The following is a 19,562-nucleotide window of genomic DNA, read 5'->3' as shown; positions in this document are numbered from 1 at the left end:
GTTTTATCAATTAGGAAACCAGTTTCAAGCCAATTGCCGCACCCAAAACCATGGAGATAAATAGTATTCTTTTCCAATCCTTTGATTCGCCGTAAAGCAGCATCCCCAATAACGCTCCACCAGAAGCGCCGATACCGGTCCAGATGGAATACGAGGTCCCCATCGGCAAGGTTTTCATCGCATAGGCAAGAAATAAGAAGCTGCTGCCAAACCCGGCCAGTAACAATAGATAGGATTGCCAATTTCGGTCACGGTGGACCTTATTAATCATCACCACACCAAACATTTCACAGATTCCCGCGAGTACCAACGAGATCCAGGCCATCAGGAATCAGCCCCTTCCTCAACGGAGTCTTTTGTAACCAACTTCAGGCCAATTACCCCAATTAACAGCACACCTATTAACAGGATTTTCGCTGTATCAAACGGTTCACCGAAAAGGAGTATTTCCGAAATCACTGTCCCGGCTGTCCCCAACCCTACAAACACTGCATACACCGTGCCTACAGGAAGTTTATCTCCTGCCGCAATCAACGCATAAAAGCTAATCGCAATCGAGACAACCGTCCCTGCCCATTCCCAAACACTATCGGCATGCTTTAATCCAATCACCCAAAAAACCTCAAAAAAGGCGGCAAAGAATACTTTCATCCATTGCACATTCATGTCTGTTACTCCTTTCCCACATAAAAAAGCCTGGGAGATAACTGTATCATCAGTAATCTCCCAGGCTTTTATCCCTCCGTGTACGCAGAAAAGCTGAAGCGCCTTCTCTGCGCGTTTTCTCTCGGACCAGGCCGGCAGTCAAACCTGCCGCGGAACCCTAGAAAACTTTTAGATATTAATTTGATTTTTATTTTAACACAAAAGTAAGCGATTGGGATTGGCAATATTTACGAGCTTTGCTCCGTAACGCCAGCCCTATCTTTTACTAAAATATATGCATACAACACCATCGTGATGAATACTGAAATAGCCGAGCCTATATAGATGCTGCTGTAGCCAAACATATGCCCAAGCTGACCAAATACCATGGCGCCAACCCCGATACCCAAATCAAAGAATGAAAAGAAGGTAGCATTGGCCATACCACGCCGGTTCATTGGTGACTTTTCGATCGCCCAGGCCTGCAGGGCAGGTTGAACAGTACCAAAGCCAAGACCATAAAGGCCGGCGGCAATATAAAGAATAAAACTGCTTGGCAGCCAGGCCAGCAAAATCATCGCAACTAATATAAGGAGTGTCCCCGGCAGGAATACTGCCTGATGCCCTTTGCGATCATACAATTGGCCGGCAAATGCCCTGGTCACCATTAAGGCAATGGCATAAAACAAGAAATACCACTGGATGCCCTCAATATGCTTTTGGGCTGTATACAAAGGAAGAAACGATGCGATTCCTCCAAATGTGACCGTAATAAAGAATAACAATATGGAAGGCTTCAAGGCTGTTTTTTCGAAAAAATCAAGCTTCGCTTTTGTTTTGACTGGCTTTGGTTCCGGCTTTTTGTAGCTGATGCTCAGCGACAATAGTAAAGCAGCGAATCCTAACCCCGCACAAATAAGAAAGAATACTTCAAAGGACAACTTCCCTGCGAAAATCAATCCAAGCGATGGCCCCAACGCCAACGCCACATTTCCGGATAGTCCGTAATAGCCCATGCCCTCGCCGCGTCTGGTGGCGGGAATTAAATCGGTGGCAATCGTACCAGATGCCGTGGTGGAAAAGCCCCAGCCGACACCTTGAACAACGCGCATCAGAAACAATAACGCGATACTGCCCATAAAGCCAAATGAGCCAACCGAAACGACGAAAATGGCTAAACCGACGATATAAACCAAACCTCTGCCCCTTGTTTCCAGCGCGCCGCCAGCATATGGCCGAAGCAGCAATGCTGAAAAAGTAAAAATCCCAATGACAAGTCCGATTAGCTGGTCATTGCCGCCAAGTTCCTCGACATACAAGGGAATAGTCGGGAGCGTCATTTGAAATCCAAGAAATATGAAAAAGTTAGCAAAACAAATGAGAATGAAATCCCTTGTCCAAATTTTTTCTTTCGGCCTTTCTAGCTGTTTATCCATAAAAAATATTGACTTCCTCTCTTTTCTTCTATTTAGCCCATCATCCTTTTAGAAAAATGAAAGACCGCTTCTGCGCCACGGCAGAAACGATCTTTTTATAACAAGTTATTTTGTGACAACTGTTTGAAGCACACGCTTCATCGCCTGAATTTGTCCCAGGTGCATGGCTTCATGGAAAATTGCAAAGTTTGCTAGCTCACCGTAGGTTTCTTGGCCAAGAAATGGTGCTTTCAGCTTTTCGCTAAAGCTTTCAGGCGGAATTTCTTTGATTCTGTTCATTTGCTGAACCAATTGCGCTGATAGTTCCTGTACTGACGGAACTTCCCCTTGCCAATCTGCTGGCTTTGTTCCGTTGCCGAATAGTTCCAAGTAGTTCGCAGGTAAATGTGCCGATTTTTTCGGATATCCAAACATAAACTGTTCAGCCACTGTTAATACGTGGCCAATATGCCAATGCAGTGTGTTGTTGAACCCTTCAGGTTGAATATCGACAATACTTTCGTCGATTGCACCCACATTTTTTAACAAGTAATTTCTTGCTACCTCATATTGCTTGAAAATTAACTTGCTCATTCTATCCCTGCCTCTCCCATTGATAACTCTATCTTATACCACTTTCATCCATTTTTTAAATAAAATGCCTTACATCTCCTCAGGAGCTTTAATTCCCAAGAGACGCAAACCTTCTTTAAGGATGACAGTAACACTATAGACTAGGGCAAGACGAGCATCGCGCTCCTCGCTCTCTTCAAGCACTTTTACCTCGGCATAGTATTTATTGAAGGCTTGAGCAAGGTCAACAATGTATTTTGCCACTTGAGATGGGTCGTAATTGACGCAAGCACGTTTAATCGCGTTGGAGAACTCCATCATCATGCTGACGACCTTCCATTCCTTTTCCCACGTTGATTGGAATGCAGGAATTTCTGCATCGGCCTGCCAATTGCCTTTTCGTAAAATCGAGCAGGCTCGCGCAAACGTATATTGAACGTATGGGCCTGTTTCGCCTTCAAAGCGAAGCATCTCCTCCAACGAAAACTCGATATCATTCATCCGGTTATTTTTCAAATCGTGGAAAATGACCGCACCAACTCCGACCTGTTCCGCCACTTCATCCTTATTTTCAAGGCTTGGGTTCTTCTCTTCAATATTATGACGAGCCATGGCGATTGATTCATTTAAAACTTCCTCGAGCAGGACAACCTTTCCTTTACGAGTCGACATTTTCTTGCCGTCTTTTAGCATCATTCCGAATGGGATGTGAACCATTTTATCGGCCCAATCATAGCCAGCTTTCTTCAACACAGCGATTAACTGTTTAAAGTGCAGGCTTTGCTCGTGGCCCACCACATATAACGATTGAACAAAGTTGTAGTTTTCTTTACGGTATATCGCTGCCGCTAAATCACGTGTTGCATAAAGCGTCGCCCCGTCCGATTTTTTAATCAGGCATGGCGGCAATTCTTCATCTGGCAGTTCAACTACCATCGCTTGGTCAGATTCCACCAGCAGCCCTTTTTCTTCCAGCATCTTCACAACAGGCTCCATTTTATCATTGTAAAAAGCTTCGCCAGCAAACGAGTCAAACTCCACGTTCATTAACTCATAGATTCTTGCAAATTCTTTCAATGACTCATCACGGAACCATTGCCACAGGCTTTGTGCTTCCTCATCGCCATCCTCAAGCTTTTTGAACCAAGCACGGCCTTCATCCTCCAGTGACGGATTCGTTTCGGCTTCCGCATGGAACTTTACATATAGCGCCAATAACTCTTTAATTGGATTTTGTTTTACCTGTTCCTCATCGCCCCAGTGCTTATAGGCGGAAATCAGTTTGCCGAACTGGGTGCCCCAGTCGCCCAGATGGTTAATCTTGATTGGCTTATAGCCGCATTTCTCCACAATCAGGGCAATCGAATTACCGATAACTGTCGAACGCAAGTGCCCCATCGAAAATGGCTTGGCAATATTCGGCGATGACATATCGATTGTGACATTGCCGCCTTCCCCAAAGTTCATGGAGCCAAAATTGCCTTTTTGCGTGATTACCTCACTGACCACCTGCTGTGCAACCTTCTGTTTATTTAAAAAGACATTCAGATAAGCGCCGACCACTTCTACCTTTTCGAACGTTGGTGATTGTATTTTTTCACTCAATTCTTGCGCAATTAAATTTGGCGCCTTGCGCTTTAATTTAGCCAGTGAAAAACAAGGAAACGCTAGGTCTCCGTGCGAAGCGTTTTTTGGTTTTTCAATTAACATTTCGAGATCGCTTGCAGCCATCTCGCCTTCCAAAGCTGAATGCAGTACTTCTGCAAGCTCCTTTTTAAAATTCATGATTTAGTCCTCCTTTTTCTACACAAAAAACCCCCGCCTCTAATAAAAGAGACGAGAGTTGTAATTCCCGCGGTACCACTCTAATTGTTCAAATTGAACCAGCTTTATCCCTTGTAACGGCGGGTATCCCGGCAGCCCCTACTAAAGTTCAGGTCTGCATCTCCAAAGTGCGCTTCATTATCTGCTCCGTATCAGGCTTCCACCACCCCTGACTCGCTTTAGACTTTACAGGTAACTACTCTCTTTTTCATTGATTTTTTGATTTGATTATCAGTTATTATACTGGAACTAATAAGAATAATCCAGTCTGGCTGATGAATTTTTTCCTATAAGGAAATCCTAACGTAATAAAGGAGGGAATGCAAATGGCCAGAAGAAATAAAATCCTTGTTCCCGAAGCCCGTCGGGGATTGGACCAATTAAAGGCAAAGGTTGTTCAGTCACAAAATCCTGATAATGCCAAGTTTGAGGCCGCTGAGGAGGTCGGTGTGCCTTTGAAAAAAGGCTACAACGGCCAGCTTACCTCAGAGCAAGCCGGAAAAGTCGGCGGCAGACTCGGTGGCAGTATGGTCCGCGAACTTGTCAAAATGGCACAGGAAAATTTAGCAAAACGGCAATAACGGACACACATGGACAAATGGCTCATATACAAAAAGACTTGTGTGCTTCCTTTACACAAGTCTTTTTTCACTAGTTTCACCCTGAAGACCTTTCAGCAAAAACACCTTCATGATATTTGCAATTTTATCAGAGCTAAGTGGGTCATGGTGTTTTTCCCAATCCGATAAGAGGGCAATATACATTTTAAGAAGCAAAAAGCTGGTAATCTCCGTATCAACTGTGGGAATCAACCCTTTTGTTACCGCTGTTTCAATTTTTACCTTTAAATAATCAATGATTTCATTTTCAACATGCTGCAGCATTTCCGATACTGCCAACGTTCCCATATCTGCTTCCTCTTGAACAAGCTTAATCATAAGCTGGTGCTGGGTGCGAAATTCCAATATCCGATAAAGAGCGCGGTGAACATTTTCGGTAAATGGCTTGCCAGGTTCAATCACCGCCTCGGCCTCAGCAATCATTTCTTTTACCAAAGATGAAATAATCTCTTCGAATAATTCCTCTTTGTTTTTAAAAAATGTGTAAATCGTCCCTTTGCCAACATTGGCGAGCTTAGCCACCTGATCCATCGTTGTTGCTTTATAGCCAAATAATGAAAATGACTTCGTTGCCGCTTCAACAATCATCTTTCTTCTATCGGGTGCCATCATTACGCCCCTCCCTTATGACTAATTTAGTATTTCGGTCAATTATTTATTTTTACTTTACCATAGCTTGATGGCGGTTTCAATTTATCGGTAAGGATTTTGGAGTTTCGTCAAGAATATTTACTTTCCCTGAAAAACCTCATTGGAGGCATCCCCTCCAATCCATGTATATACCACACTTGATTTGGAAAAATATTCACAGGATATGCGGGGTGGATTCGGGATGTTTACTTTCAAGAAGAAAAAATCAGAACATAAAAAAACATTGTCTGCGGTGCCAATTAATGAAGAGCTGAGTTCCGACATAACTAAAAGTGAAAAAATCCTTAGGCAACTCTTTCATAATTGCGCGGATTTTATCGTTCGGCCTATTCAGATTAACGGGCAGCCCAAAATTTTAATGTTTTATTTGGAAGGATTATTGGATACGAAGAACCTTGAAATTGTCTTGTTAAAGCCATTGTTCTTTCAAGGATTGCCGAATGGGTTGGGGGAGATTTCTTCCCTCAAACAAATCATGGAACAAAGACTCATTCCGGGAACATCAATGCAGACAGTGTCAGAGCTTAAAAAACTTGTAGAAGGTGTATTAAAAGGCGAACTAGGCATCCTTATTGACGGTGAAACAAATGCTTTACTTGCAGATTTTAAAGGAATGGAACAAAGGAACGTCGAGGAACCGGCAACCGAGGTGACAATCCGTGGTCCGCGTGATGGTTTTAACGAATCCATAAAAATCAATACCTCTTTATTAAGAAGAAGAATCCGCAGTACTAGGCTAAAATTAGAGCCTATTATAATTGGGGAGCTTTCACGGACAGATGTAGCAATCGTCTATATCGAAGGGATTGCCCAAGAATCATTGCTAAAAGAGGTACGCTCCCGGCTTAGCCGAATTGAAATAGACGGGATTCTCGAATCTGAATACATTGAGGAATTTATTGAGGATGCTCCGTACTCTCCCTTTCCGCAAATACAGAACACCGAGCGGCCAGATATCGTCACGGCAAATTTACTCGAGGGAAAAGTTGCCATTCTTGTTGATAATACACCATTTGCCCTCATCGTCCCGATGACTTTTTGGAGTGGATTGCAGTCGGTGGAGGATTACTATGAACGGTTTTGGTATACCTCTTTCATTCGATTAGTCCGCTATGTTTTATTTAATACTGCCATGTATTTACCATCTATTTATGTTGCTTTGACTACTTATCATCCAAAGCTTATTCCAACTACACTCTTGATTAGCATCGCAGCCGCACGAGAAGGTGTCCCGTTTCCGGCCATCATTGAAGCACTGATCATGGAGTTTGTTTTTGAGGGGCTGCGCGAAGCTGGAATTCGTCTGCCCAAAGCCGTCGGTTCTGCCGTCAGTATTGTCGGAGCCCTGGTGATTGGTCAAGCGGCTGTCCAGGCTGGGATTGTTTCCGCACCAATGGTTATTGTCGTCGCTACGACGGGTATTGCATCCTTTGCAATCCCCAGATACAACCTTGGAACAGCGCTAAGGCTTGTCCGATTTCCGATGTTACTTTTGGCCGGAGTATTTGGTCTATATGGTATTTGCATCGGTTTTATTGCGTTGACGATTCACCTTGTGAATCTAAGGTCCTTTGGTGTTCCCTACTTTACACCAGTTGCTCCGCAAATTCCTAGTGACCTAAAGGATGTGTTATTCCGTGCACCTAGGTGGGCCAATAAGTACGGTCCCCTATTTACATTTGGCAGGAATAAGCAGCGTGTTGAAGGTGGACAGATGCCAAGCCCGAATAATGGAGGAACTGACCAATGAAAAAGGTATTTTCGCTTCTATTTTGTTTCGTTTTCCTCACTGGCTGCTGGGACCGCAAAGAATTAAATGATCGGGCAATATGGCTCGCCACAGGCTGGGACGTGGCCGAGGATGGAAAAATAGAAATAAGCGGCCAAGTTGTCATTCCTGCAAATGTACAAACCCAGGGAGGCGGCGGCGGAGCAACTGGCCAAGGATATTTCACTATTTCAGCTAAAGGAAAAAATGTTAGGGACGCCTTGCAAAATATGCAGGCTAAGCTTCCGCGCGAAGCTTTTTTTGGCCACCGCCGCGTGATTTTCCTCGGCGAAGAATTTGCAAGGCGTGGCGTTAAAGACAAACTTGATATTAACGGCCGTTCCTCCGACGTTAGTCTTCGCACAGATATATTTGTAATAAAAGGCGGTACTGCCAAGGATATCATGACCTTAGCCAACCCATTAGAAAAGTCACCTGTAATCGCTACACTAAAGGAACATCAGCAGAGCGGCGGCAGGGGAGATACGTCATATCTATATTTCCTCATCGCTGCCAACCGTGAAGGCATACGCCCTTCCATCCCATTAGTAGAGGTTAGCAAATCATTGGAGGATGAACCGTCCGGAAAAGATAAATCACCAAAGCCGAAAGTATTGAGCTTAGCGGGTGTTAGTGTATTTAATAACCAGCTAAAAATGAAAGGTTTTTTGAATACGGAAGAAAATAGAGACATGTTATGGGTTATGGGGGCCCTAAAAAAAATCACGATTAGCATCAAGAATGGGGGTGGCGATACGAGCATCAACTTGATGAAAATCAGCAGCAAAATCAAACCAACATTTGATAAAAATGGAAAACCAAGCTTTACCGTCATACTTAAAGGAGACGGGGCGATAACCGAAAGCAATTCTGGAATGGATGTTTCGTATTCAGATAATCTTAGACGTCTGGAAAAGGAATTTTCCAATCAAGCAAAAGCACAGGTCCAGAAAACGATCGTTAAAGTGCAAAAGGAATATGGCCTGGACGTTTTTGGCTTTGGCGAGGAACTCCATCAACACCACCCCAAAAAATGGAAAAAACTAAAAGCAGAATGGGATCAACTATTTCCTGATGCCGCCATTACGGTACAAGCGAAAATTAAAATAAAACAGATTGGGATGGAGGGTCCATCTTTATTATATAAGGAAAGCGAGATTAAAAAATGAAGCTTTCAGCTTTGCAGGTGTTTTGGCTGATGTTCACATTTGAAACAGGAAACATTATTTTGCTTACCATTAATCCTGTTATGAAGATTGCTAAACAAGACGTCTGGATTGCTTATTTAATTGCCAGCGTTTTAGGAGTGTTGATTGTTTATATTGCTGTTAAAGCCGCACTGCTGAATCCCCGCCAAACTCTGGTTGTTTTCAGCAAACAACTCCTGGGCAAATGGCTTGGGACCAGAGATTTCTGCTAAACTGCGGCATCCTTCTTTTGATATCGTCAGTTATATTTCAATTATGGACTTTATCCAAAACCTCGAGATTATTGCGGTATTAGTGTGGATTTTAAGTGTTTTTATCAAATTATCGCTTTATTTCTTTCTGGTAAATTACGGGACTGCCCAACTGTTTAATGTGAAAAACTGGCGAAAACTCATCTGGTTTACCGCCCCGCTTTTTTTCTGTTTGGCCAAGTATATCCCAAACTCAGCCTACACCTTTGGCTACATGAAAACTTATTGGGTTTATTATGCCTTACCTATTAATATGGCAGGAATCCCCTTGTTGCTGTTACTTGTAGGTTTCATCCGAAAAAAACGGGTTGCATCATCACCTGGACATTGATCCAGAATACCAAAAACCGGAGGCCCGTCAGCCTCCGGTTTTACTCTTCATTGTTGGTATTAGAATTTCCTGTTTTTTTCAGTCTCCCGGCATCCTTTAAGGCTTTTTTAATAATTACCTCAATTTGAGCATTCACACTACGAAATTCGTCCTCCGCCCACTTTTCCAAGGCATCATATACCTTTGGGTCAATGCGCAGCAGGAATCGTTTTTTTTCAGCCACAAAAATCACACCTTAGTAAATCGATCCTGTATTGATTACCGGCTGACTTCCTTTATCAGCAACAATCGCCACCATCAAATTATTAACCATCTGTGCCTTCTTTTCTTCATCCAGGTCAACAATTCCTTCTTCTTTCAACTGGTCAATCGCTGATTTGACCATGGTGACCGCACCTTCAACAATTACTTTTCGGGCAGCGAGCACGGCTTTCGCCTGCTGTCTCTGCAGCATCGCATGGGCGATTTCACTGGAATACGCCAAATGCATGATTCTTGCCTCAATGATTTCCACCCCAGCCAGCTCGAGACGCTTTTGCAAATCCTTTGTTAATTCATTCGCCACCTCATCAGAGTGCTGCCGCAGGGAGATTTCATAGTCATTATTGACGTTATCATACGGGTACTGGCTGGCAATATGACGTAGTCCCGTTTCACTTTGTGTGTGCACGAACTCTTTGTAATCTTCCACGTCAAACACAGCTTTTGCCGAATCAAACACTTTATATACCACTACAGCAGCAATTTCAATCGGATTTCCTTCGAGGTCATTAACTTTCAATTTATCACTATTAAAATTGATGACTCGAAGAGATACATTTTTTCTTAAGGTTAACGGAATCGTCAGCCAAAATCCCTCATGCTTGATGACACCAAGATAACGCCCAAACAGCGTAAATACTTTGGCTTGGTTCGGTTGAATAATTGTGAACCCGGATATCATTAGAAACAGCACAATCGCACACAGTACGGCAAAGGCAAATGACAGGAAACTTTCAGTTATGACAAAATTTCTGAAGGAAAATACCGTTACTACAGCAATAAGCAGAAACAATAACGCCCCCAAAAATCCATTAAGCTTAAACATGTCTTTCTCTCTCATCCTTAACCACTCCTTTTTTAGAAGATATTACCTCTATATCATTATGATATCACTTTAGTATCAAAATAGAAAGCGATTTAGTGGAAAGTAACACCCAATTTTTACAAGAAAAACTTTTTTGCACGTTGGAAATAAAGTATAATCCTTGTATCTGAATTTTCGGGGGTAAGGATGCATGACACTAACAGAATTAAATATTGAAGGCTTTAGGATGATTAATGATCTTGGGAAACAATACACGTTCCTAAACCCAGGGTTTGTTGGGATTGCGGAATATACTCTCTATGTTGCAATTGTTTTTGCCCTTTTATTTGGGCTTAGCAAAAATGGACGGAATCGACTAATGGTGCTTTGTTCTCTACTTACCATTGCCTTTGCGGAATTGCTTGGAAGATTGGCCGGGCTGCTTCACACAAACCAGCAGCCATTTGCCGAGTTGGATGCCGTTAATAAACTCATTGAAAAAGCCGTCGACAATTCCTTTCCCAGCGACCATACAATATTGATGTTTTCATTTTGTGTGACCTTTTGGCTTTTTAAAAGAGGCTGGAGTTTCCTATGGGTCCTTTTGGCTGCACTTGTAGGGGTTTCGCGGATATGGGTCGGGGTTCATTATCCTGGAGATGTTCTGGTCGGAGCCCTTGTTAGCTTTGCAGCGGCGATCATTGTGTTCCGGATTGTGCCGAAGTTGGGCGCTGTTCAGAAATTGGCTGGGGTTCAGAATCAAACACAGTCGAGATACGAAGAGTTTTGATAGTGTGAGGAAAACGCCCGGATTAATCCAGGCGTTTTTTTATGTGTTGTACTATACAATCGTTTGATTGGGATTGTGCTGTACTATACAAACGTTTGGTTAAAAAGCCACACCTTGTTAAATGGGAATTTTTCAATATATAGGCTATACTACTCAAACGTTTAATTGAAAATAGTACTATACTATTCAAACGTTTAAATAATGATTGAAAAAACTAAACAAACGTTTGTTTACCTCGTTTATAGGGCAGCCAGGGGAGGTTTTTCCTTGGGCCGCCTTTGCTTTAGGATCCTGTGGATCGGTAGTGCCTGACACCAAATTGCCAGAATAGCAGACACGGCAGGATAAATAGGCTGCCAAGTGCAGGAAGCATCATGTAGTAGATATCATTATTTTCTCCAAGCAGGTACATCAATGGCAAATAGTTGACGGTACCAAAGGGAATCACATAGGTAAAAAAGCGCGCTACCCATTTTTGATAGATATTCAGCGGATATTGCGCCATCTCCCGGCCGCCATCGGTGAAAATATTGGCCACCTCTAGGCCCTGCACTGTCCAAAAACACATGGTTGCCTGCAGAATGTAGATGCCGGTAAAAATTAGCACGCCACTGGCAATCATTAACGTCAGGGTTATTACTTTTGCTGGGGTCCATTGAATTGGCAGGTTGCCCAGCGCCCAGGCCAACACAATGGCACTTTGCAGCAGGCGGCCGAATCTTGAAAACTCAAATTTTGACCCGAGGACTTGAATAAAGGTAGTCCGGGGCCTGACAAGAACCCGGTCAAACTCGCCTCTCACCACCATACTGGAAAACTGATCAAACCCGCGGGCAAAACACTCACTCAATGAAAATGCCATGTGAATCACCGCAAAGCACAGCGCGACTTCAAAAAAACTCCAGCCCTTGATTTGGCCAAAGCGTTCAAATAAAAAGTACAGCCCCGCAAAGATGGAAAACGGGATAAAGAACTGGCCGGCCATTAACAGCCAAAACGATGTTCGATATTGCATCTGCGATTTAAAGAGAATACTTAAATACTTTAAATAAAGACTCAACGTTTATCACCCTCCCTGGACAACCACTTTTTTTAGCACACTATTTAGTGCCATTCTGCCCAGCCAAACTAGACACACAATGTAAACAAGCTGAATCAGGATGCCGATGATGGCTTCATTCTGCGGGATATGTCCGGAATAGACACGAAACGGAAAATCGGCACTCCAGCGGAACGGAAGCAGATAGGCAATTTTTTGCAGCCATTGTGGCATCAACGGAACCGGGATAATCAGGCCGGCAAAAAACTCACCAAGCACGCTGAAAACCAATAACGAGCCGGTTGGCGACATGGTTATAAACACGGAGATATACATGAACATCGAAGCCGCGACTAACAGCAATAACCCAAGAATGAGCGAACATAAGAATAATATAAATGCAGTTATGCTTGGGGGCAGTGTCATATCGTATGGCTTCGGCAGAAAAAAGGCAACAATTAATATCGGAAAGCAGCGCAATAGGGCGCTTGAAAGGCGTTGGGCGAGCAGTTTCGCATACCAAAAGCCGTACAGTTCGCACGGCCGGCATAGCTCATAGGCAATGTTGCCGCTAGTCATAAGATCAAATAGTTCATTATCCCGAAACCAAATGGTCACGAACACGAGAAACGCCTGTTGCAGCCATATGTAGGTAATGACCTCTTTTAGTGAAATCGGCTGCACGGCGGCGGTATGTTCATAAAATGCTTCGAACACCATGATGGTGATAAAGCCCCAGAAAAACTGCGTCGCCATCCCTGCGAGCGCCGCTGCGCGGTACTGCATGCCCATTAAGAGACGGAGTTTTAGCACCGAACTGTACACCCTCATATTTCGTACTCCTTATAAAGCTGGACGATGATATCTTCAATCGGCTGGGCCTCAATCGCCACATCCTTTAGATCTACTAAACCTGATAACCTGGTAATCACTTGGGACGTATTTGTATTCTCCGTATCTACAGTGATAATCGACCGTTCCGGTGTCCACGATAGCGTTTGGGTGCCTGGAATTGATATGGGCGTTGGGTTTTTGTGATAATCGACAGTGATTGTTTTTTGAGCCGAGTATCTCTTCTTTAGCTCTTCCAACTGCCCATCATACAGCAAACTTCCTTTGCCAATTAAAATTACCCTGTCGGCAAGTGCCTCGATATCGTTCATATCGTGGGTCGTCAGAATGATGGTGACCCCTTTTTCCTTATTAATCGTTTTGATGAACTGGCGGACGGCGATTTTGGAGACGGCATCTAGTCCAATCGTCGGTTCATCGAGGAAAAGGATTTTTGGATTATGCAGCAGTGACGCGGCAATTTCACAGCGCATCCGCTGGCCAAGGCTTAGCTGCCTTACAGGCGAATTCATGATTTCTTGGAGTTGTAGCGTTTCAATAAGGAGGTCTTTGGTAGTTTGATAGTCTTGCTGCGGAATCTTGTAGATATCTTTCAGAAGTTCGAAGGAATCAATAACCGGTACATCCCACCACAGCTGCGAGCGCTGCCCGAACACGACACCGATATTTTTCACATACTCAACCCTGTCCTTCCACGGTGTATAGCCCATGATTGTGCAACGGCCAGTGTCGGGCACCAAAATGCCGCTCATGATTTTGATCGTGGTCGACTTGCCTGCCCCATTCGGTCCGATGTAGCCGACGATTTCCCCTTGAGTTATCTCAAATGTGATGTTTTTAAGCGCCTCTACAGTAGTATGCTCCCTGAGAAAAAGTGACTTGGCCGCTTGTTTCAGGCCGGTTTGCCGTTTGGCGACCTTGTAGGATTTGCTAATGCCTTGCAGTTGAATCAATTTCGTTTCCCCTCCTTTTTTGAGTCACAGAGGAAAATGATACCATCGGGCCTGTCGAATTGTCAATAATTTTTAAATTCACAGAAAGTTCACGAGTTGGAGCGGCGTGAGAGGTGTTTTTTTATAAAATGGACTTGGAGTTTAATTCTTTGAAAGGATGTGGTTGGATGTGAATTTAAAACCGCTTAAGGAACCAAAAAGGTTAACGATCTTCCATTGTTTGAATACAAGGGATGATTTGAACCCAGAACAGAAGCTTTACTATCAAAACTTAAAGACTGGCTATGAAGGTGAGGTATACTTCCAATCTTTAACTGACCAGTTGCAGTGTGAGTGCTATGTTTTAAATGATTTGTTATTTGAATTCAATTCGACCTGGTTCCAAATTGACTCTTTGATTATTTTTCAAAATATCATTAATATGAATGAAGTGAAGAATTTTGAGGGCGATTTTTATTATGAAGGCGGGAAGTTCTACGATTCTAACGGAAAGGAACGGAATGATCCACTTGTTCAATTAACCCGAGGTGAATCCTCATTACGGCAACTCTTCCTGAAACTCGGCTGCAAATTAATTATTGAGGCGAATGTTGTCCACGTCAACCCCCAATTCACCTTATACCAAGCTCCCCGGAACAGGCCGATTATTTTACCAACACAATTAACCAAATATCTCCAAAAATTAGATCATACTCCATCCAGATTAAATGGTTATCACAAGAATTTAGCTGAAAAATTAATGTCACTGCATGTTGAGGAATCCCCGTATACGAAGGTGCCTCCATATGAATTTGGTTCCTTGCGAAAAGGCCTAACTTGCGGGAAGTGCCATTTGCTATCGGTTTCGGTAAATGGTCAGCGGTGTGTTTGTGGTGTTTGTGGACACGAGGAGAGAGTGGAGTTGGCGGTGCTGCGTGGTGTTGCCGAGATCCAGCTGCTATTTCCGGATTTTAATATAACAACTAATTTGGTATTTGAGTGGTGCGGGGGCGCGGTGTCACAGACAAAGATTTTTAGAATATTAAAGAGGTATTTTACATTAAAGGGATACGGTCAATGGTCATTTTACGAGTGAGGTAGACATAAGAAAGGTGTGAATATTCCCCTCTTGTCCTAATTTTGGGGATTATTTACATCTTTTTTCTATTATCCTTATGATTGGTGACATTTTTTCCTTTTTGGCTAGCTGCTTTGTCACCAATACCCTCTATTGACGACACTTTTTTCTTTTCTGCTAGCTGCTTTGTCACCAACACCCTCTATTGACGACACTTTTTCCTTTCCTGCTAGCTGTTTTGTCACCAACACCCTCTATTGACGACACTTTTTCCTTTCCTGCTAGCTGTTTTGTCACCAATATCCTCTATTGACGACACTTTTTCCTTTTCTGCTAGCTGCTTTGTCACCAATACCCTCTATTGACGACACTTTTTTCTTTTCTGCTAGCAGTTTTGTCACCAACACCCTCTATTGACGACACTTTTTCCTTTTCTGCTAGCTGTTTTGTCACCAACACCCGCTATTGACGACACTTTTTCCTTTTCTGCTAGCTGTTTTGTCACCAATACCCGCTATTGACGACACTTTTTTCTTTTCCGCTAGCAGTTTTGTCACCAACTCCCGCTATTGACGACACTTTTTCCTTTTCTGCTAGCAGCTTTGTCGCCAATACCATCTTTGGCTCCACTACTCTTTTTTTCTCAAACGATTTTCCTTAAAAAAGAAGCAGCCGCTCCACTAAGAACGGCTGCCTTCCCCTAAAATCACATATAAAGCCCAGCTAAGAAAATCCCCAGTACATCCTGGTAGATCTCATTGAACTGCGACAGTGGCAGCGGGTTTACGCCATGGCCGAGCTCAACTGTGAAGCCTGGTCTGCGCCAATCCTGGATGAACCAGTCCTTGTAGCCCGCCCAGCTTTCGATTGATTTGACAGGTTTGTAGCCGCTGACCCTCGCAAACTCATTTACGATCGTTTCCGATTCTGGCGGTTCCATGTTTTCAAAGCCCCAGTAAATCTCTTGACCCTGGGTATGAAACGCCAGCACCCGGGCGTAATCCCTGCGCCGTGTCAGTTCTGCCATTGCAATCGCCTCTGGCTCAGACAAAGGTTTCTCGCCTCCATAATCCCGAGGGCCCGGCACTTTTGGATTTCGCGCTCTCTCATCCTCCCACCTTGCTGGGAATTGGTCATTCAGGTCAACGCCCCTGATATTTGCTTTCCAGCCGGAAAAATCAGTGCTGCCTTTATTGTATTCTACAACTCTACTACGCCACGGTTCGCTGGCGGGCGGTCCGTTCAAAACGAGACTGACCCCATCCGGATTTACCATCGGCACCGTTGATAAGGAAGCTTGATGGTAAAAACGGGACATCTCTAAACCGCGAATGGCATTATGATTTGTCACTGACAGCAAATAGTCATTTATAAAGGTCATTAATACCGGAGTCGTAATCCATTCATTTGCATGAAAAGATGCATTATAGTGAACTCGTTTTGTCCCATTTCCAATAAGAACTTCCGGAATTTGATTACCTAAAACGGTCTTTCCGATGCCAGAAACACGGATAAACGGATAAACGGATTCCAACCGCGATATATCCCGCATCATCTTGGTGTAATCGTATCGCTGCTTGCCCTGCACCAGCCTCCAAGTGATCCGCAGCGGCACTTTGATGACTTGGCCGACATAAAGCTGATTTGGATTAATTCCTGGATTGGCCAACAATAAAGCTTCAAGCTGTAAATTCCGGCTATGGGCAATCGCCCAAAGCGTATCTCCGTATTTAACCTGGTAGTCCTGAGCTACAAAGCCTGGGATCCTCACCCTCTGCCCCACGGAAAGTTGATTGGACTGCAGTCCCCGGTTCGAATCGATGATCAACTGAAGATTCATATGAAACAATTGGCTGTAGTGCCATAACGTGTCGCCACGCCTAACGTAAATATCCATACAGGCCTCCTGCAGCAATAATGGTATCAATTAAAATGTATGCGGGGTTTCTTTTTTTAAAACAAAAACCACAGACCGAATGATCTGTGGCAGAAAATTATTTATGCACAACGAGGTGCGCAAAATGAAAATGGTCAAAAGCATGCAGGCCATCTTCCCGGCCAGCAAAATACATGTCTTCAATGTTGGCGGGAGCGAGATTTTCGTACACTAGCATGTTGCAATCCTGCAGCTCGCGGTCGAGTTCAAACGGGTCAAAACCGGTTATCATCGGCTCGCCGGTTTGGGCGGTGATGTGCCGCATTTGGATAAGTTTCTTGGAAGCGAGTTGATCGTTAAAAGCGGTATCATCGAGGTAGTCAAAGACAAATGAACTTCCGGTTGCACACATGTCCGATATGGTTGAAAGAAGCCGATAAAAATCCGGTTTTTCAAGATACATAACCACGCCAAGCAGGCTAAAATAAGCCAATTTCCGGAAATCAAAGCCGCTATTGGTCAGTTCGTCACGAAGGGAGTCATGTTGAAAATCTACTGGGACAAATTTCACGTTCGCAGGGAGTTCGATGCCCATTTCCTTTAGGCGGTTCTGCTTAAATGCCTGGGTAGCCGGATGATCCACTTCAAAAATAGTAAAATCTTGAGGGAGGTTTTCCTGCCTCAAAGCAAACGTATCAAAGCCGGCCCCCAAAATCACGTACTGACGGACACCCCGCTCGATGGCAGCCTTCAGGCCATCTTCTGCATATCTGGCCCGGCTGACTAGCTGCGGAATGTTGCGGGTATTCATCACCCAATCCAATTTTTCATCAAAGGTTTGTAAATGCTTGCTTTTTTCAGGGTCAAAAAAGGCAATTGCATTTGCCCAGTTGGCAGCGATTAGTTGCTTCTCTTCTTCCTTTAAAAGAGCATGTGCCAAGTAATCGTTAAAAACGGGCTGACCGGACCTTGCTGCATGATACCCTCTCGAAAAACAGCTTACCAACGCGGTTAAACTCTCTTTCGCTTTTTCCAAATTAACTCCCCCTTCTTTTTAAAAAAGAAAAAACTCCCAGCTAATAATAGCCAGGAGTTTATAATAATGCCAACTATATATCCGTGTCAATACTTCAATTTTTTATTATAACATAAAAATAAATATTTGTCAACAACCGTTTTCTTAAACTTTTACTGGATTTACGTCAAAAACTTTTCCCGGATTTAAGATATTATTCGGGTCGACCATCGCTTTAATCCCTTGCATAATCGCCAGGGAATCCCCATGTTCTTCAATTAGGAAAGATTTCTTGCCGATACCTACACCGTGCTCGCCGGTGCAAGTACCACCTTTGGATAGGGCGTACTGGACAATTTGGGTATGAACCTCTTTTACCCGTCTCATATGGTCTTCATCATCATTATCGACAGAAAAGACGGCATGATAGTTTCCATCGCCGATGTGGCCAAAAATCACCGCGTCGATTCCAAATTTGTCGACTACCTCTCTAGTATGCTTCAACGCATTGGATAGCTCAGACAACGGAACACATACATCGGTTACCATATGGCCCTTTCCAGGATTTGCGGCAATAACGGCCAGTGCCGCCTGATGCCGGGCTTCCCATAGCTGAGCCCTTTTGATCGAATCGTTCTCAAATTCGAAGGAGACGCAGCCTTCATCATTAACAATCTCTTGGACCAATTCAATACTGTTGGCTACATCGGGCTCGCTGCCGCTGAATTCCATAAACAGCGTCGGCTCTTCCCTAAAGCTTGTACCCTTATAGGCATTTACGGCCTGGATGGTCATTTGATCGACCAGTTCAATTTTGCCGATTGGCAGTCCCGCTTTTAAGATCATCGTCGCCGCTTTTCCAGCTGACTCAATCGATGGGAAAGTGACCTTCACGTCGGAGGTAACCTCAGGAATTCCTTGCAGCTTGAGAATAAGTTCTGTAAATACCCCAAGTGTTCCCTCGGAGCCGACAAACAAGCCGGTTAAATTATACCCGGCAGATGATTTATAGGCATGCCCGCCAGTTCGGATGATGGAGCCATCAGCCAATGCGAGCTCTAGACCGAGAACTTGGTCACGCATGACCCCGTATTTAACGCTGTTCGTGCCGCTGGCATTAGTGGCGGCCATCCCGCCAATCGTGGCATCCGCTCCCGGGTCGACAGGGAAAAACAAGCCGTGCCGTTTCAACGCCTGGTTCAACTGATTTCTTGTCACACCCGGCTGAACGGTTACAAGAAAATCATCAGGGCGAACAGAAATAATTTGGTTCATTAATGTCATATTGAGGCTGATGCCTCCATTCACCGGAATGATTTGACCCTCTAGGCTTGAACCGGCCCCAAATGGAATAATCGGAACCTTATGCTCATTGGCAAACTTGAGAACTGCACTAACCTCATCCTTTGAGGCAGGGAACACCACCACATCCGGATACCTTGGCGTATGATACGCCATCCCCTTACTATGCTGCTCCAGCACCGTTGCATTCACCGTAACCCGCTCAACGTCGCCAATAATACTCAATAACTCACTATATAAATTCACCACTAACCACCTCAGACCTCTACAAAAATTGCACCACCTGGCGAAAGTGTCCACGTACGGCGGACAAATGTCCACAAGTG

General features: G+C 44.0%; 21 protein-coding genes, 1 riboswitch and 1 other annotated feature. Of the genes, 7 read left to right on the top strand and 14 right to left on the bottom strand.

The window, feature by feature from the left end; genetic code table 11:
* Window positions 1-10: 10 nt before the first annotated feature.
* From ACZ43M_RS01380 to argS, 5 genes are all read right to left on the bottom strand, one after another.
* Window positions 11-325 carry a DMT family transporter gene (locus ACZ43M_RS01380; protein WP_464505720.1) on the bottom strand — a complete coding sequence of 105 codons (315 nt, stop codon included), beginning with the start codon at window positions 323-325 and terminating at the stop codon, window positions 11-13.
* Window positions 325-666 (bottom strand): DMT family transporter, encoded by a 342-nt coding sequence (locus ACZ43M_RS01375; protein WP_464505719.1) that lies wholly within the window; start codon window positions 664-666, stop codon window positions 325-327. The genes ACZ43M_RS01380 and ACZ43M_RS01375 overlap by 1 nt, the downstream gene beginning before the upstream one ends.
* A 55-nt stretch (window positions 667-721) precedes the next feature.
* Window positions 722-838, bottom strand: a riboswitch (guanidine-I (ykkC/yxkD leader).
* Between the two features lie 55 nt (window positions 839-893).
* Window positions 894-2,081 (bottom strand): MFS transporter, encoded by a 1,188-nt coding sequence (locus ACZ43M_RS01370; RefSeq protein WP_464505718.1) that lies wholly within the window; start codon window positions 2,079-2,081, stop codon window positions 894-896.
* 105 nt (window positions 2,082-2,186) lie between these two features.
* Complete coding sequence (locus ACZ43M_RS01365) at window positions 2,187-2,654, bottom strand: DinB family protein (protein WP_464505717.1); 468 nt, start codon at window positions 2,652-2,654, stop codon at window positions 2,187-2,189.
* Between the two features lie 69 nt (window positions 2,655-2,723).
* Window positions 2,724-4,418, bottom strand: a complete 1,695-nt coding sequence (argS, locus tag ACZ43M_RS01360) for an arginine--tRNA ligase (RefSeq protein ID WP_464505716.1) — start codon at window positions 4,416-4,418, stop codon at window positions 2,724-2,726.
* A 44-nt stretch (window positions 4,419-4,462) separates the two neighbouring features.
* Window positions 4,463-4,678: a binding site (T-box leader), on the bottom strand.
* 105 nt (window positions 4,679-4,783) lie between these two features.
* On the opposite strand from argS, the gene ACZ43M_RS01355 reads away from it, so the two are divergent.
* Window positions 4,784-5,038 carry a small, acid-soluble spore protein, alpha/beta type gene (locus tag ACZ43M_RS01355; protein WP_464505715.1) on the top strand — a complete coding sequence of 85 codons (255 nt, stop codon included), beginning with the start codon at window positions 4,784-4,786 and terminating at the stop codon, window positions 5,036-5,038.
* A 51-nt stretch (window positions 5,039-5,089) separates the two neighbouring features.
* Here ACZ43M_RS01355 and ACZ43M_RS01350 read toward each other — a convergent pair whose 3' ends face one another.
* A complete protein-coding gene (locus ACZ43M_RS01350; RefSeq protein ID WP_464507916.1) occupies window positions 5,090-5,686 on the bottom strand; it encodes a TetR/AcrR family transcriptional regulator in 597 nt (198 codons plus the stop codon).
* 223 nt (window positions 5,687-5,909) lie between these two features.
* Between ACZ43M_RS01350 and ACZ43M_RS01345 the strand changes: the two genes are divergently transcribed.
* Genes ACZ43M_RS01345 through ACZ43M_RS01330 form a run of 4 tightly spaced genes read left to right on the top strand, consistent with a single transcriptional unit; the run spans window position 5,910 to window position 9,286 of the window.
* On the top strand, window positions 5,910-7,478 hold the full coding sequence (locus tag ACZ43M_RS01345) for a spore germination protein (protein ID WP_464505714.1): 1,569 nt from the start codon (window positions 5,910-5,912) through the stop codon (window positions 7,476-7,478).
* On the top strand, window positions 7,475-8,665 hold the full coding sequence (locus tag ACZ43M_RS01340) for a Ger(x)C family spore germination protein (protein ID WP_464505713.1): 1,191 nt from the start codon (window positions 7,475-7,477) through the stop codon (window positions 8,663-8,665). Before ACZ43M_RS01345 ends, ACZ43M_RS01340 begins: the two co-directional genes overlap by 4 nt.
* The gene (locus tag ACZ43M_RS01335) at window positions 8,662-8,916 is read left to right on the top strand and encodes a GerAB/ArcD/ProY family transporter (protein WP_464505712.1); all 255 of its coding nucleotides are present in this window, start codon (window positions 8,662-8,664) and stop codon (window positions 8,914-8,916) included. Before ACZ43M_RS01340 ends, ACZ43M_RS01335 begins: the two co-directional genes overlap by 4 nt.
* Window positions 8,917-8,959: 43 nt before the next feature.
* Window positions 8,960-9,286 carry a GerAB/ArcD/ProY family transporter gene (locus ACZ43M_RS01330; protein ID WP_464507915.1) on the top strand — a complete coding sequence of 109 codons (327 nt, stop codon included), beginning with the start codon at window positions 8,960-8,962 and terminating at the stop codon, window positions 9,284-9,286.
* A gap of 40 nt (window positions 9,287-9,326) precedes the next feature.
* Here ACZ43M_RS01330 and ACZ43M_RS01325 read toward each other — a convergent pair whose 3' ends face one another.
* Together ACZ43M_RS01325 and ACZ43M_RS01320 are read right to left on the bottom strand one after the other, a co-directional pair.
* Window positions 9,327-9,509: a type II toxin-antitoxin system antitoxin gene (locus tag ACZ43M_RS01325; RefSeq protein ID WP_464505711.1), complete on the bottom strand. Its 183-nt coding sequence runs from the start codon at window positions 9,507-9,509 to the stop codon at window positions 9,327-9,329.
* Window positions 9,510-9,521: 12 nt separating this feature from the next.
* Window positions 9,522-10,388 carry an SPFH domain-containing protein gene (locus tag ACZ43M_RS01320; RefSeq protein WP_464505710.1) on the bottom strand — a complete coding sequence of 289 codons (867 nt, stop codon included), beginning with the start codon at window positions 10,386-10,388 and terminating at the stop codon, window positions 9,522-9,524.
* 175 nt (window positions 10,389-10,563) lie between these two features.
* Here ACZ43M_RS01320 and ACZ43M_RS01315 point away from each other — a divergent pair, with 175 nt between their 5' ends.
* Window positions 10,564-11,142 carry an undecaprenyl-diphosphatase gene (locus ACZ43M_RS01315; RefSeq protein WP_464505709.1) on the top strand — a complete coding sequence of 193 codons (579 nt, stop codon included), beginning with the start codon at window positions 10,564-10,566 and terminating at the stop codon, window positions 11,140-11,142.
* A 283-nt stretch (window positions 11,143-11,425) separates the two neighbouring features.
* Here the strand turns inward: ACZ43M_RS01315 and ACZ43M_RS01310 are convergent, their stop codons facing one another.
* The 3 genes from ACZ43M_RS01310 to ACZ43M_RS01300 are packed head-to-tail and all read right to left on the bottom strand — an operon-like array spanning window position 11,426 to window position 13,986.
* Window positions 11,426-12,202: an ABC transporter permease gene (locus ACZ43M_RS01310; protein ID WP_464505708.1), complete on the bottom strand. Its 777-nt coding sequence runs from the start codon at window positions 12,200-12,202 to the stop codon at window positions 11,426-11,428.
* Window positions 12,203-12,208: 6 nt separating this feature from the next.
* Window positions 12,209-13,012 carry an ABC transporter permease gene (locus ACZ43M_RS01305; protein ID WP_464505707.1) on the bottom strand — a complete coding sequence of 268 codons (804 nt, stop codon included), beginning with the start codon at window positions 13,010-13,012 and terminating at the stop codon, window positions 12,209-12,211.
* Window positions 13,009-13,986 (bottom strand): ABC transporter ATP-binding protein, encoded by a 978-nt coding sequence (locus ACZ43M_RS01300; RefSeq protein ID WP_464505706.1) that lies wholly within the window; start codon window positions 13,984-13,986, stop codon window positions 13,009-13,011. Before ACZ43M_RS01300 ends, ACZ43M_RS01305 begins: the two co-directional genes overlap by 4 nt.
* A 169-nt stretch (window positions 13,987-14,155) precedes the next feature.
* Between ACZ43M_RS01300 and ACZ43M_RS01295 the strand changes: the two genes are divergently transcribed.
* Entirely contained in the window at window positions 14,156-15,061 is a 906-nt protein-coding gene (locus tag ACZ43M_RS01295) for a nuclease-related domain-containing protein (RefSeq protein WP_464505705.1), read from the top strand.
* 688 nt (window positions 15,062-15,749) lie between these two features.
* On the opposite strand, the gene ACZ43M_RS01290 is transcribed toward ACZ43M_RS01295, so the two are convergent.
* The 3 genes from ACZ43M_RS01290 to ACZ43M_RS01280 form a co-directional block, all read right to left on the bottom strand.
* Window positions 15,750-16,940 carry a M14 family metallopeptidase gene (locus tag ACZ43M_RS01290; protein ID WP_464505704.1) on the bottom strand — a complete coding sequence of 397 codons (1,191 nt, stop codon included), beginning with the start codon at window positions 16,938-16,940 and terminating at the stop codon, window positions 15,750-15,752.
* Between the two features lie 97 nt (window positions 16,941-17,037).
* A complete protein-coding gene (locus tag ACZ43M_RS01285; RefSeq protein ID WP_464505703.1) occupies window positions 17,038-17,955 on the bottom strand; it encodes a class I SAM-dependent methyltransferase in 918 nt (305 codons plus the stop codon).
* A 144-nt stretch (window positions 17,956-18,099) separates the two neighbouring features.
* Window positions 18,100-19,482 (bottom strand): FAD-binding oxidoreductase, encoded by a 1,383-nt coding sequence (locus tag ACZ43M_RS01280; protein WP_464505702.1) that lies wholly within the window; start codon window positions 19,480-19,482, stop codon window positions 18,100-18,102.
* Window positions 19,483-19,562 lie beyond the last annotated feature (80 nt).

It is taken from the genome of Neobacillus sp. B24 (genome assembly GCF_055381825.1).
This window is presented reverse-complemented; position numbering and strand designations above follow the sequence as displayed.